The 13,028-nt window shown below is 53.8% G+C and carries 10 protein-coding genes and 1 pseudogene; 6 read left to right on the top strand and 5 right to left on the bottom strand.

Features of this window, described 5'->3' with window-relative positions; translation table 11 throughout:
• The first annotated feature begins 320 nt into the window (after nucleotides 1–320).
• Together E0L16_RS19225 and E0L16_RS19220 are read left to right on the top strand one after the other, a co-directional pair.
• Complete coding sequence (locus E0L16_RS19225) at nucleotides 321–1,022, top strand: hypothetical protein (protein ID WP_131637881.1); 702 nt, start codon at nucleotides 321–323, stop codon at nucleotides 1,020–1,022.
• Between the two features lie 224 nt (nucleotides 1,023–1,246).
• Complete coding sequence (locus E0L16_RS19220; RefSeq protein ID WP_131637879.1) at nucleotides 1,247–1,726, top strand: Hcp family type VI secretion system effector; 480 nt, start codon at nucleotides 1,247–1,249, stop codon at nucleotides 1,724–1,726.
• Nucleotides 1,727–1,831: 105 nt separating this feature from the next.
• Here the strand turns inward: E0L16_RS19220 and clpA are convergent, their stop codons facing one another.
• Both clpA and clpS read right to left on the bottom strand, forming a co-directional pair.
• The gene (gene clpA, locus E0L16_RS19215) at nucleotides 1,832–4,111 is read right to left on the bottom strand and encodes an ATP-dependent Clp protease ATP-binding subunit ClpA (RefSeq protein ID WP_063449189.1); all 2,280 of its coding nucleotides are present in this window, start codon (nucleotides 4,109–4,111) and stop codon (nucleotides 1,832–1,834) included.
• A gap of 27 nt (nucleotides 4,112–4,138) precedes the next feature.
• Nucleotides 4,139–4,459, bottom strand: coding sequence for an ATP-dependent Clp protease adapter ClpS (gene clpS / locus E0L16_RS19210; protein ID WP_006174393.1), 321 nt, complete (start codon nucleotides 4,457–4,459; stop codon nucleotides 4,139–4,141).
• A 267-nt stretch (nucleotides 4,460–4,726) separates the two neighbouring features.
• Between clpS and cspD the strand changes: the two genes are divergently transcribed.
• Entirely contained in the window at nucleotides 4,727–4,948 is a 222-nt protein-coding gene (gene cspD / locus E0L16_RS19205) for a cold shock-like protein CspD (RefSeq protein WP_006809408.1), read from the top strand.
• Nucleotides 4,949–5,018: 70 nt separating this feature from the next.
• Here cspD and macB read toward each other — a convergent pair.
• Both macB and macA read right to left on the bottom strand, forming a co-directional pair.
• Nucleotides 5,019–6,959 (bottom strand): annotated as a pseudogene (macB, locus tag E0L16_RS19200) (macrolide ABC transporter ATP-binding protein/permease MacB).
• Entirely contained in the window at nucleotides 6,956–8,071 is a 1,116-nt protein-coding gene (macA, locus tag E0L16_RS19195) for a macrolide transporter subunit MacA (protein WP_131637877.1), read from the bottom strand. Before macA ends, macB begins: the two are co-directional and overlap by 4 nt.
• A gap of 159 nt (nucleotides 8,072–8,230) precedes the next feature.
• On the opposite strand from macA, the gene E0L16_RS19190 reads away from it, so the two are divergent.
• Nucleotides 8,231–9,187, top strand: a complete 957-nt coding sequence (locus tag E0L16_RS19190) for a VirK/YbjX family protein (protein ID WP_131637875.1) — start codon at nucleotides 8,231–8,233, stop codon at nucleotides 9,185–9,187.
• Here E0L16_RS19190 and E0L16_RS19185 read toward each other — a convergent pair.
• Nucleotides 9,184–10,842, bottom strand: coding sequence for an ATP-dependent endonuclease (locus E0L16_RS19185; protein ID WP_131637873.1), 1,659 nt, complete (start codon nucleotides 10,840–10,842; stop codon nucleotides 9,184–9,186). The two genes, E0L16_RS19190 and E0L16_RS19185, sit on opposite strands and share 4 nt — an antisense overlap.
• Nucleotides 10,843–11,132: 290 nt before the next feature.
• Between E0L16_RS19185 and aqpZ the strand changes: the two genes are divergently transcribed.
• Together aqpZ and E0L16_RS19175 are read left to right on the top strand one after the other, a co-directional pair.
• Nucleotides 11,133–11,828 carry an aquaporin Z gene (gene aqpZ / locus E0L16_RS19180; protein ID WP_131637871.1) on the top strand — a complete coding sequence of 232 codons (696 nt, stop codon included), beginning with the start codon at nucleotides 11,133–11,135 and terminating at the stop codon, nucleotides 11,826–11,828.
• A gap of 177 nt (nucleotides 11,829–12,005) precedes the next feature.
• A complete protein-coding gene (locus E0L16_RS19175) occupies nucleotides 12,006–12,905 on the top strand; it encodes a LysO family transporter (RefSeq protein ID WP_102750849.1) in 900 nt (299 codons plus the stop codon).
• Nucleotides 12,906–13,028 lie beyond the last annotated feature (123 nt).

The raw sequence follows: 13,028 nt of genomic DNA, 5'->3' as shown, positions 1-13,028 counted from the left end.
GCAAGCTTTCGTATCATCACTATAAAACACTGCGCTTTACAGTTGTCTCTAGCGACCTTCCACCCGAAAAAAATATTGCTAATGAAATCACATCAAAAGATATAAGATCCATTCTCAATGACATGTTTTAAAATGGAAAATGAAGCTGATAGAAATAGCCAATAACTCATATATTCATCACATTAATTATTTAAGTCCATTCATCTATCAAGTTAATATCAAGTCTACATTTTTTCTTATTTAACAAAAGTGAGATCACGATCACTTGTTCAAAGCGCTCCATATAAGATGATGTACGCATTAAATAAAAGGAATGCATTATGTATTACAGTGAAGATATTATTAATAAAATAGGAACCGACAAAGAATTAGCCATAAGATTAGACAAGGCTATGAGCGGGGTCAAAGAGGGAGTTATTGATTATTTAAATAACCTCGGGGATGCAGCAACGCGCCTGTTATACTATTCATCATGTTTAACGAAAAATTATCATGATGTTTGCACCCGATTAAAGGATGAAGATGTCAGATTCGTGCAGGGGTTAGGCGAGTTGGTTTTACATCGGAATTTAATTTTCAGGATGATTAAGATTTATATAGAAACGGTTCTTAAAAGCAAAAATGAAGTAGAAAAGAAAAGCATCCTTGAAAGATTAACACCATTCACTAAAAACATTTCCATAAAAACTTTATCAAAATCTGCCTTAATTTATTCCGTTGTATCTTACATTTGTTATGGTAATAAAATGAATGCCTCCATTGAAGCTGCTTTTGTTAAAAAAATGGGCACACGCGTTGGCATTCCGATTACCGCATTGAACCTTTATGGCATTGTTAACAAGGCTTCTGAAAGTGCAAATAGATTAAAAACTTTTATGCCACAATTTCATCATGCACTTTATGTTGAAAAACTTGAGATGATGTATTTTCTTATTGAGCCAATTATTATGAAGGCTGGATACTTAAACATAAACACAGCATCTGATATTGAAATTACTAACGCACTAAAAAGAATGATGTAATCATGTTAAAGTCAATAATGAAATTTTTAAAACAATTCTTTGATAGTGTTATACAGGATTGTTTTAATGATATTTACTGGTACGGTGTATTTATCTTTTCCGCTTTTCTTTCAGGTATAGTAGCAGTCAATATAGATAATATTAAAATAGCTCACGAAATTATTCTAGGCATCTTTATTACCGTATTTGTAATTGCTTTCCGCTTCAGAGACAAAGGATAAAAAATGACAATACCGGCCCATATGTGGCTTACTGATGAAAATAACTCACCTATAACAGGAGAATGTTTAATGCCTACACGATTGGGTTCTACAGAACTTAAATCGTTCAACCATTCTGTATGGATTCCTACAGATTACAACACTGGAAAACTTACTGGAACACGCCTACATGTTCCCATTACATTTGAAAAAGAGATAGATCGCCTCACCCCCTATTTATTCAGGGCGGTATGTCAGGGTAGAACATTTAAAAAAGCTTTAATTAAAATGTACAGAATTAATGAAGCAGGAATAGAAGTAGAATACTTTAATATAAAATTGGAAAACGTAAAGATTACAAGAATTTCTCCAATTTTATTTCCAATAGGAGTCGCAAGTAAGCATATGGAAGAAATCGAAATACGCTATGAATCAATAGAATGGATTTACTTTGATGGGAACATAATGTTCAAAGACTCATGGAATGAAAGAGCAGTCGCATAAAAAAGGGACTCCGAAGAGCCCTTTTTCTGATGTGCCCATACGTCTCTTTACTTGCAAAAACTAAAAACGGCAACCGAAGTTGCCGTTTTGCTTTTACCTTACAACTCAGTGAGCCGCTTCCGGCTTGTGCTTCGCCGCACTCTGGAAATCGTACGTCAGCTCGTTCTTCGCCTGATCCAGCGCCACGGTCACCTGGCCGCCGTCCACCAGCGATCCAAACAGCAGCTCGTTCGCCAGCGGTTTCTTCAGGTTATCCTGAATCACGCGTGCCATCGGACGTGCACCCATCGCACGGTCGTAGCCTTTCTCAGCCAGCCAGTTGCGGGCCTCCTGGCTCACTTCCAGCGACACGCCTTTCTGATCCAGCTGAACCTGCAACTCGACGATGAACTTGTCCACCACCTGATGGATCACCTCGGTAGACAGGTGATCGAACCAGATAATGTTGTCCAGACGGTTACGGAACTCCGGCGTGAAGATCTTCTTGATCTCCTCCATCGCATCGGTGCTGTTATCCTGGTGGATCAGGCCGATGGATTTGCGCTCGGTTTCACGCACCCCGGCGTTGGTGGTCATCACCAGCACCACGTTGCGGAAGTCCGCCTTGCGCCCGTTGTTATCGGTCAGCGTCCCGTTGTCCATCACCTGCAACAGGATGTTGAACACGTCCGGGTGCGCTTTCTCGATTTCATCGAGCAGCAGTACCGCGTGCGGATGCTTGATCACCGCGTCGGTGAGCAGGCCACCCTGGTCAAAGCCCACGTATCCCGGAGGGGCACCAATCAAACGGCTGACGGTGTGACGCTCCATATACTCGGACATATCAAAGCGCAGCAGCTCGATGCCCAGCGCCTTGGAGAGCTGAACCGTCACCTCGGTTTTCCCCACGCCGGTCGGGCCGGCGAACAGGAAGGAACCAACAGGCTTGTGGTCATGCCCCAGACCAGCACGAGCCATCTTGATCGCTTCGGTTAAGGCCTCAATGGCTTTATCCTGACCAAAGACCAGCATTTTCAGGCGATTGCCGAGCGTACGCAGCGTATCGCGGTCGCTCTGAGAAACGCTCTTCTCAGGAATACGCGCGATGCGGGCGACCACGGACTCGATATCCGCCACGTTCACGGTTTTCTTACGCTTGCTGGCCGGCATCAGGCGCGCACGCGCACCCGCTTCATCAATCACGTCGATCGCTTTATCCGGCAGATGACGATCGTTGATGTATTTCACCGCCAGCTCCACCGCCGCACGCACCGCTTTCGCGGTGTAACGCACGTCGTGGTGCGCTTCGTACTTCGTTTTCAGGCCGTTGATGATCTGCACCGTTTCGTCAACCGACGGCTCGGTGACGTCGATTTTCTGGAAACGACGCGCCAGCGCACGGTCTTTCTCGAAAATGTTGCTGAACTCCTGGTACGTCGTGGAGCCCATCACGCGGATCTTGCCGCTGGAGAGCAGCGGTTTGATCAGGTTGGCGGCATCCACCTGACCACCGGAGGCCGCCCCTGCGCCGATAATGGTGTGGATCTCATCGATAAACAGGATGCTGTTGGTATCCTGCTCCAGCTGTTTTAACAGCGCTTTGAAACGTTTTTCAAAATCACCGCGGTATTTAGTGCCCGCCAGCAGCGAACCGATGTCCAGCGAGTAGATGGTGCAGTCAGCGATCACTTCCGGCACGTCGCCCTGCACAATGCGCCAGGCCAGCCCTTCGGCAATCGCGGTTTTACCCACGCCAGATTCCCCCACCAGCAGCGGGTTGTTCTTACGGCGACGGCACAGCACCTGGATGGCACGCTCCAGCTCTTTGTCGCGGCCAATCAGCGGGTCGATACCGCCGACGCGAGCAAGCTGGTTAAGGTTGGTGGTGAAGTTTTCCATACGATCCTCCCCGCCTGCTTGCTCTTCACTGTTGTTGATCTGCCCGCTGGGATCCGACGCCTGGTTAGGCTCGTCTTTTCGCGTTCCGTGAGAGATGAAGTTGACCACGTCGAGACGGCTGACTTCGTGTTTGCGCAGCAGGTAGGCCGCCTGGGACTCCTGTTCGCTGAAGATGGCGACCAAGACATTTGCGCCAGTCACTTCGCTACGTCCGGAAGACTGGACGTGGAAAACCGCGCGCTGCAATACGCGCTGGAAGCTGAGCGTCGGTTGCGTGTCGCGCTCTTCTTCACTGGCGGGCAGCACCGGTGTGGTTTGTTCGATGAAGGCTTCGAGTTCCTGACGTAGCGCCACCAGATCCACGGAGCAGGCTTCCAGCGCTTCGCGGGCAGATGGGTTGCTAAGCAATGCGAGCAGCAGGTGCTCGACGGTCATAAACTCATGTCGGTGCTCACGCGCTCTGGCGAAAGCCATGTTTAAACTGAGTTCCAGTTCTTGATTGAGCATAGGCACCTCCCCCAATTTTATGCCTTATCAGGCCTTTTCCAGCGTACACAGCAACGGATGCTCGTTCTCCCTTGCATAGTCGTTCACCATCGCTACTTTGGTCTCCGCGACTTCGGCAGTGAAGATGCCGCAGATCGCTTTGCCACGATAATGAACGGTAAGCATCAGTTGCGTTGCACGTTCAACATCATAAGAAAAGAACTTTTGTAGCACGTCAATAACAAATTCCATTGGCGTGTAATCATCGTTCATTAACATAACTTTATACATAGATGGCGGTTTTAGCGCGTCGCGCACTTTATCTTCCGCCAGCTGGTCAAAATCCAGCCAGTCGTTGGTCTTACCCATGATGCATAACCACTTTGAATCTACCTCAGATGTTAGATAACAATCATCTATTACTGTCATCCGCGATGTCTGTCACAAACTGTTGCAATAGCGTTAACTGCCTCAAATTTTGGTTGATTATTGTCCCAACTCCAGCGCCAAACGCTTGACGGCGTCTTCCGATTCTCTAAATTGTACAAGCGTGAGTTGGCGAGGTTTTGAACAGCCCCCACTCCACCACCGGTTCATTCCATCTTAATTTATAAGATTTACGAAGGATGTCGAAGCATGGAAATGGGTACTGTTAAGTGGTTCAACAACGCCAAGGGGTTTGGCTTCATCTGCCCCGAAGGCGGCGGCGAGGATATCTTCGCTCACTATTCCACCATTCAGATGGATGGTTACAGGACGCTCAAAGCCGGGCAGTCCGTCCGGTTCGATGTACACCAGGGGCCAAAAGGCAATCACGCCAGTCTTATCGTGCCCGTTGAAGCAGAAACGGTTGCATAGCTCTCTGATTCATTGTGTACACCCCGCAGGCAAAATGCCAGCCCGATCGGCTGGCATTTTTATTTTCGGGTTATTCTCGCGCCAGCGCATCCACCGGATCGAGCCGCGCCGCGTTTCGCGCCGGCAGCCAGCCGAAAAGAATACCGGTGAAGGTGGAACATAAAAACGCCGTCAGGATCGCCATCGGCGAAAAGCCAATTTCCCAGCCCGGTAAGAAGAGCTGGAGCGCAAAGGCGATCATCATCGAGAGCGCAATGCCCATCGCACCGCCCACCAGACACACCAGCACCGCTTCAATCAAAAACTGCTGAAGCACGTCGCTGGCTCTGGCCCCGACCGCCATGCGGATGCCAATCTCCCGCGTACGCTCCGTCACCGACACCAGCATAATGTTCATCACCCCGATCCCGCCGACGACCAGCGAAATCACCGCCACCAGCGTCAGGAATAGCTGAAGAGTACGTGTGGTCTTTTCCGCCGTTTTCAAGAGGCCGTCCATGTTCCAGGTGAAGAAATCCTTCTTCCCGTGGCGCAGGGTTAACAGCCGCTCCAGCTGCTGTTCCGCCAGCGCGCTGTCGTAGCCCTCCTTCACCCGCACGGTGATGGAATTGAGCCAGGACTGGCCCATAATGCGCCCGGAAATGGTGCTGTACGGCAGCCAGACGCGCAGGATCTTGCTGCTGCCAAACATCGACTGCTTCTCCTCCGCCACGCCAATCACCGTGGCAGGCATGTTGCCGACCAGTATCACCTCGCCCACTACGTTCGTTTTATTAGGGAAAAGCTACCTGCGCGAGTTAGCATCCAGCACCACCACCTGCGCCCTGCCCGCCAGCTGTTCGGCGTTAAAGGTCGCCCCTTCGCTGAAGGTCATGCCGTAGACGTTGAAGTAATCTCCGCTGACGCCGTTAGCGCTGGCCGCCACGTCGATGTTGCCGTAGCGCAGACGCAGATTTTGCGAGACGGCAGGCGTAGCCGAATTAACCCACGGCTGCTTCTGAATAGCCGCCAGATCGTCATACTTGAGCGCCTGCTGATACTGTGGCTCGTCGTCGCCAAAATCTTTGCCGGGATAGACGTCGATGGTGTTGGTCCCGATGGCGCGAATATCCGCCAGCACCAGCTGCTTCGCCGCATCGCCCACCACCACAATCGACACCACCGAGGCAATACCGATGATGATGCCGAGCATGGTCAGCAGGGTGCGCATTTTATTGGCCGCCATTGCCAGCCAGGCCATGGTCAGCGCCTCGCGAAAGCCGCTGGAGAACTGTCCCCAGCCGCCAGACGCGGGCAAGGCTTCCTTCGGTGCGGCCGCTCTGGACTGACGTGGCGGCGGGTTGCTGACAAGCTCCCCGTCGCGGATCTCAATGATCCGTTCGGCCTGTGCCGCCACCTGCGGATCGTGGGTGACGATAATCACCGTGTGCCCCTGATCGCGAAGCTGGTGGAGGATCGCCATCACCTCTTCACCTGAATGGCTGTCGAGCGCCCCGGTTGGCTCATCGGCGAGGATCACCTGTCCGCCGTTCATCAGCGCGCGGGCAATGCTCACGCGCTGCTGCTGACCGCCGGAAAGCTGCGAGGGCTGATAATCCACCCGCTCCGCCAGCCCGAGACGCGTTAACAGCGCCTTTGCGCGCTCAAGGCGTTTTTTCCGCTCCACGCCCGCATACACCGCCGGCACTTCCACGTTCTGCGCCGCGCTCAGGTGTGAAAGCAGATGGTAGCGCTGGAAGATAAAGCCAAAATGCTCGCGGCGCAGCTTCGCCAGCGCGTCCCCGTCCAGGGTGGACACGTCTGTACCGGCCACGCGATAGGTGCCGCCGGTGGGTTTATCCAGACAGCCGAGAATGTTCATCAGCGTTGATTTACCCGAGCCCGACGCCCCGACAATCGCCACCATTTCTCCGGCTTCCACGCGCAGGGAGATGCCCTTCAGCACCTCCACCGGCCCGTCGCCGGACGGGTAGCTGCGGCGAATGTCATTCAGCTCAAGCAGCGCCGTCATTGCGCGGCTCCGGGCAGGCTTTCGCTGGTAACCACTTCCTCACCCGCTTCCAGCCCTTTCACCACCACCACGTCAGTATCGTTACGCGCGCCAATCACCACTTCCCGCTCGCGGGTTTCGCCGTTGCGCAGCACTTTTACCTTGTAGCGATTATCCCCGGCGGATTCGCCCAGCGCGGAGAGCGGAACCGTCAGCACGTTTTTCACGCCGGTCAGCTGAATATGCACCTGGGCGGTCATGTCCAGACGCAGCACGCCCTGCGGGTTTGGCACCTCGAAACGCGCGTAGTAGAAGATGGCGTCGTTTACCTTTTCCGGCGTCGGCAGGATATCTTTCAGCACGCCCTCATAGCGGGTTTGTGGATCGCCCAGCACCATAAACCAGGCTTTCTGCCCCGGCTTAAGGTGAATGACGTCCGCTTCGGACACCTGAGCTTTCACCAGCATGGTGCTCATGTCTGCCAGAGTCAGGATGTTCGGCGCCTGTTGTGCGGCGATAACCGTCTGGCCTTGCAGGGTGGTGATCTGCGTCACTTCCCCGGCCATAGGCGCAACGATTTGCGTGTAATCGAGATTGGTTTTCGCCGTATCCAGCGAGGCCTGATTCCGCTTAATCTGCGCGTCGATGGTGCCAATCTGCGCCTGCTTCACCGCCAGCTCCGTGGCGGCAGTGTCCAGATCCTGTTTCGAGATGGCCTGCGTTTTCGCCAGCGCCTGCTGGCGCGTCAGGGTGACCTGGGCAAGATTACGCTCCGCCTGAGCCTGAGCGCGCTGCGCGCGCAGCTCCATCAGCGTCGCTTCCACTTCGCGGATCTGGTTTTGCGCCTGCTCAGGATCGATCACCCCCAGTAGTTGGCCTTTTTTAACCTTATCGCCAATCTCAACTGACAGGGTTTTAAGCTGGCCGCTGACCTGCGCGCCCACGTCAACTTTACGCAGAGCATCCAGTTTCCCCGTCGCCAGCACGTTCTGTTGCAGCTCGCCCGGACGGACAATCAGCGTTTGATACTGCGGTACCGGCGCGTTCAGCACCTTCCATAACCAGAATCCGCCCGCCAGCACCACTACCGCCAGCAGCAGAAACAGCTTTCTGCGTTTTCCCTTCAGGTTCATAAATATTCCAAATAGTTGTTCTGGCTACCATCAACGTTGATTTTATCTAAACCACTCCTCAACGAAACCCCCGATCCCCGTAATCGTCGGGAATTGTTTACCCGATGTTGATAAAGCGCCTGCTGAAATAGCGACATTCCACCAGAAGCAGGATCTAACATGTCTTCCATCGTCGATACACCCTATTCAACCCTGCCCCAGCCTAAATCGGGCTGGCAACTGTTCAAAAGCCTGGCATCGGGTTCCCTCACGCCGGGGCTGGCGTGGCAAAATCCGGCCTATCGACGTAAGTTTATGTTGCGCTCGCTGGCAACGCCTCTGACCACTGCTCGCCTGCTCGCGGACCTTGCGAAACAGCCCCGTCTGATGCAGCTCCTGCGCGTGCAGCCCGGCCTGCCGTGCCGCCTGCACCGACCGTGGCTGACCGTCAATATGGACCGTCAGCATACGCTGGAGGCACTGAACGATCACTATCAGATGATGAACCGCCATCTTCCGGCATCGCTGCTGAACGGCTACCTCTCCAGCCAGGGCATCACGCTGGTGACGTTAACGGGCAAAGAGGAGCAGCATTTTAGCATTCGCCTGAGCGCGGATGCGTTTCTGGATAAAGAAGGGGAAGCGACCCTTACGTTTTGCGACCACCAGAACACGGTGCTGGCCGAACTGACCTTTACGCTGTGCAAATATGAAGGCAAGACAACGCTGTTTATCGGTGGAATGCAGGGAGCGAAAGCGCATGTCCCGCACGAGCACATTCAGCTTGCGACAAAAGCCTGCCACGGGCTGTTCCCAAAACGTCTGCTGGTGGAAGCGGTCATGACGCTGGCAGACGCTTTCCCGGTCGAGCAGATCCTCGCGGTGAGCAACGCCACCCACATCTACCGCAGCTGGCGCTATCGCAAGAAAAAAGAGGGAAAATTGCTGGCTGACTACGACAGCTTCTGGCGCTCTCTTGGCGGACAGCAGCAGGAGAATGGCAACTTTGCTCTGCCTTTAACCATGCCCCGTAAACCGATGGAAGAGATTGCGAGTAAAAAACGGGCCGAATACCGCCGCCGCTATGCCCTGCTTGATAGCCTGATCCAGCAGGTTTCGCAGGCGACCGCCCGCTAATCTGCCCTCCCGCGCGCCAGCCAGAGCACGCGGGAGAACATTTTACGCAGCAGGATCGGCACCGACTCCACGCCCCGCCTGCCCGCTTCCGTCGCCACTTCAATGGCCAAATCCGGCTTCGACGACCGCTGGATGGCTTTGGCAATCACCCGACGCATATTCATGGGCACGTCTACCGGGATCATCGCCACGCGGTGAAAAACGTCGTCAAATCCCTGGCGGTACATGAAGTGCTCCATGTCCATCGCGGGCAGCGTGGTCAGATGCTCCCGCTCCTCTTCACGATCGTTATTGAGCAGGCTGCGCACGGTCGCCGCGTATTTTTTCCCCGCCTCATCGCCGTCTACCAGCACGTGCCACTCGATCCCCATCCGGCGTGCAAATTTGATCAGCGGCTTTAAGCCGGACTGGGCAAATTCGATCACCTTGATCCCCTCAGCATCAAAGTGGTGTCCGCACTGGCGAGCCAGCTCGTTTATCACCCAGGTTTCGGTTTCCCCTTCCACCAGCAGCCAGCAGCGGGCAAACAGGGAAGAGGCGCGGTTAAAACGGATATGAAACGCAATTCGACGGCCATCTTCGGCATTTAACCCGCCGGGCCCGAGCCGGTAGGCGGTAACGCGCGACGATTCACGCACCAGGCGGCAGACGTACTCTACCGGCGTCAGGGAGAGCAGCTCGCCGGAATTCGTGGTGGTGACACGCTGCAACGGCAGCAGATTCAGAAGATGCCACGCCACGGAAAGCATAATCGGGTGCAGACGCGTTTCCGGATCTTCCACCAGCAGCAGCGGGCGCGCGTCCCGATCCAGACGCACCGTCCCTTTCGCCTGTAAAAGCGTGGAGAAAAGTCCCAGCAGGATCACCCGATGCGTGCGTCCGCCGGGGCGGTCGATCATGCGGTTGATGATATCGAGATAGCGCCAGCTTCGTTGCTCATCGTGCGAGCGGCGGCGCATCAGGCGGTGGCGTGCCTGGCCCGTTCCCTGCTCGGAAAAGTAGTGCTCCAGTAACTGCACCATGGCAGAAAGCCCCTGGCGGATCTGGCCGTCGGTGAGGTTCTGCGGCCGCGAAACCAGTTCCCGGGCGAGAAAATCCAGCTCGCGGGCGGTCACCTCCACCTCTGGCATATTCGGCACGGTGCCGTTACGGATCCGCCGCATAAAGCGCGCGTCACGTAAGCGCAGCACGGGAGACAGGCGGATCAGATGACGGGCAAGATCGTCAATATGTTCGAGCGGGATCGGATTTCCTTTCTCATCAAGAAATTCACGCAGGGTTAATACCCCGTCGTTTTGCGCCATTTCGCCCTCAAGGCGATAGAAAATACGGTGGAAACCGTCTTCACAGGGCACCCAGCAGGGGGACATCGGACGAAAACGGCGCACGCGATGGCGACCGGGCTCGGATTCGCGGAAGGTCAGAATGATATGCAGATGTTTTTCTCGTCCGTTGACATCCCCCGGCGGAAACCAGAAGTCGTCATGAACGAAGTGGTACAAGTTCTCTTCGGGCGAAAGTAGCAGCGTCAGGGCATCCAGCAGGCTGGATTTACCCCAGGCATTCTCGCCTATCAGGACGTTGTTCTGTTCCAGCTGTAGTGACAGGCGGTTAATCCCGCGGAACCCGACAATCTCCACACGTTCGAGTAGCATACATCCCCCGCATTTCGGCCACTTTTTCCTTCACGTTATCAGCAGTATAGCGGCAGGCTATGTGTCACGACAGCAGAATATATGCCCGATTAATCATTGGGCCATGCGCGGTTCCCTCCGTTCTGAACAAGGAATGACATCACATTGCCTTAAATCAAATTTAGTGAATTTATTTGAGTGGCGAAGGAAAGTTGATGGTTTCAAAATACTGGCTCTTTGCGTCGTCATCCCTTTATGACGATATAAACCGCGCGCAAAGCTGTGTGCGGAGGTTTATTTTTGAGGTGGTTATGTTCAGAAAATTAGCGGCAGAATGTTTTGGTACATTCTGGCTGGTATTGGGTGGTTGCGGTAGCGCAGTACTGGCAGCCGCATTTCCGGAATTAGGTATTGGATTTGTCGGCGTTGCGCTGGCATTCGGTTTAACGGTATTAACCATGGCCTTCGCCGTGGGGCATATTTCCGGGGGACATTTCAACCCGGCCGTTACGTTAGGCTTATGGGCGGGCGGACGTTTCCCGGCGAAAGACATTATTGGCTATATTATTGCTCAGGTTATTGGCGGTATTATTGCCGCGGCGGTGCTGTACGTAATTGCCAGCGGTAAAGCGGGCTTTGACGCAGCGGCCAGCGGTTTTGCCTCGAACGGTTTCGGCGAACACTCTCCGGGCGGCTACTCAATGCTGTCTGCCATCGTGATTGAAATTGTCCTCACCGCTGGCTTCCTGCTGGTGATCCACGGCGCGACGGACAAACATGCGCCTGCCGGCTTCGCCCCTATCGCGATTGGCCTGGCGCTGACGCTGATCCACCTGATCTCCATTCCGGTGACCAACACCTCCGTAAACCCGGCACGCAGCACCGCCGTCGCCATTTTCCAGGGCGGATGGGCGCTTGAGCAGCTGTGGCTGTTCTGGGTGATGCCAGTTATCGGCGGTATTCTGGGCGGCGTGCTGTACCGCACCCTGCTGGAAAAACGCGATTAATTAAGTGCGGCCTGTAATGTCGGGTGGCGCTAACGCTTACCCGACCTACGTGAGTGTGCACTTTGTAGGCCGGGTAAGGCGCAGCCGCCACCCGGCTTTCTTTTGCCGCTTTACTGTACAGCCTTTATTGGGTAGTGTCTCTGGCGCTTAACGAAAACTCAAAAGGACCGGCTGTTCATGTTCTCAGGACTCCTCATCATTCTTCTGCCCCTGATTGTGGGCTACCTTATTCCGCTGCGTCATGAATCGGCCTTAAAGCTCATTAATCGTTTTCTCAGCTGGATTGTTTACGTCATTCTTTTCTTTATGGGGATCAGCCTGGCCTTCCTGGATAATCTGGCGACAAATTTACTTTCCATCCTGCATTATTCTGCGGTCACGGTCGTGGTTATTTTGCTGTGCAATATTGCCGCGCTACTGTGGCTGGAACGCACTATTCCCTGGAAAAATCACCACCATCAGGAAAAGCTTCCCTCCCGAATTGCGATGGCGCTGGAATCATTAAAGCTGTGCGGCGTTGTGGTGCTTGGTTTTTTACTGGGGCTGACCGGATGGGCATTTTTACAGCACGCAACGGAAGCCAGCGAATATACGCTGATTTTCCTGCTATTCCTGATCGGTATTCAGCTGCGCAATAACGGCATGACGCTGAAACAGATTGTCCTTAACCGCCGGGGAATGATTGTTGCCGTTATCGTTGTGGTCAGCTCAATGGCCGGGGGCGTGATTAACGCCTTTATTCTCGACCTGCCGCTGAAAACCAGCCTGGCAATGGCATCCGGGTTTGGCTGGTATTCTCTCTCCGGTATTTTGCTGACCGAATCGTTTGGCCCGGTGATTGGCAGCGCCGCCTTCTTTAACGATCTGGCGCGCGAGCTGATAGCCATCATGCTGATCCCCGGTCTGGTACGCCGCAGCCGCTCTACCGCGCTGGGCCTGTGTGGCGCCACCTCGATGGACTTTACCCTGCCGGTGCTACAGCGCTCGGGGGGGCTGGAGATGGTCCCTGCCGCCATCGTACACGGCTTTATTCTGAGCCTGCTGGTGCCCATTCTGATGGCGTTTTTCTCAGCCTGATACTGCTTTGGCGGTAGTGACCCTGCCGTCAAAATTGCGCTAAATCAATAACCCTTCACTTAGTACAAGAAAGCACTTTTCTCTGCTGTGGCACAGGCATAACCTTAAACATGTATCTCAAAT

The organism is Enterobacter quasihormaechei, from assembly GCF_004331385.1.
In the GTDB taxonomy this organism is placed as follows: domain Bacteria; phylum Pseudomonadota; class Gammaproteobacteria; order Enterobacterales; family Enterobacteriaceae; genus Enterobacter; species Enterobacter quasihormaechei.
The sequence above is the reverse complement of the archived record's forward strand: the minus strand, read 5'-3'. Positions and strand labels throughout refer to the sequence as shown.

What these genes read in the sequence shown, in the direction of transcription:
- E0L16_RS19225 (WP_131637881.1), top strand. Translation starts at nt 321, where the DNA reads ATGTATTACAGTGAAGATATTATTAATAAAATAGGAACCGACAAAGAA.
- E0L16_RS19220 (WP_131637879.1), top strand. Translation starts at nt 1,247, where the DNA reads ATGACAATACCGGCCCATATGTGGCTTACTGATGAAAATAACTCACCT.
- clpA (WP_063449189.1), bottom strand. Translation starts at nt 4,111, where the DNA reads ATGCTCAATCAAGAACTGGAACTCAGTTTAAACATGGCTTTCGCCAGA.
- clpS (WP_006174393.1), bottom strand. Translation starts at nt 4,459, where the DNA reads ATGGGTAAGACCAACGACTGGCTGGATTTTGACCAGCTGGCGGAAGAT.
- cspD (WP_006809408.1), top strand. Translation starts at nt 4,727, where the DNA reads ATGGAAATGGGTACTGTTAAGTGGTTCAACAACGCCAAGGGGTTTGGC.
- macA (WP_131637877.1), bottom strand. Translation starts at nt 8,071, where the DNA reads ATGAACCTGAAGGGAAAACGCAGAAAGCTGTTTCTGCTGCTGGCGGTA.
- E0L16_RS19190 (WP_131637875.1), top strand. Translation starts at nt 8,231, where the DNA reads ATGTCTTCCATCGTCGATACACCCTATTCAACCCTGCCCCAGCCTAAA.
- E0L16_RS19185 (WP_131637873.1), bottom strand. Translation starts at nt 10,842, where the DNA reads ATGCTACTCGAACGTGTGGAGATTGTCGGGTTCCGCGGGATTAACCGC.
- aqpZ (WP_131637871.1), top strand. Translation starts at nt 11,133, where the DNA reads ATGTTCAGAAAATTAGCGGCAGAATGTTTTGGTACATTCTGGCTGGTA.
- E0L16_RS19175 (WP_102750849.1), top strand. Translation starts at nt 12,006, where the DNA reads ATGTTCTCAGGACTCCTCATCATTCTTCTGCCCCTGATTGTGGGCTAC.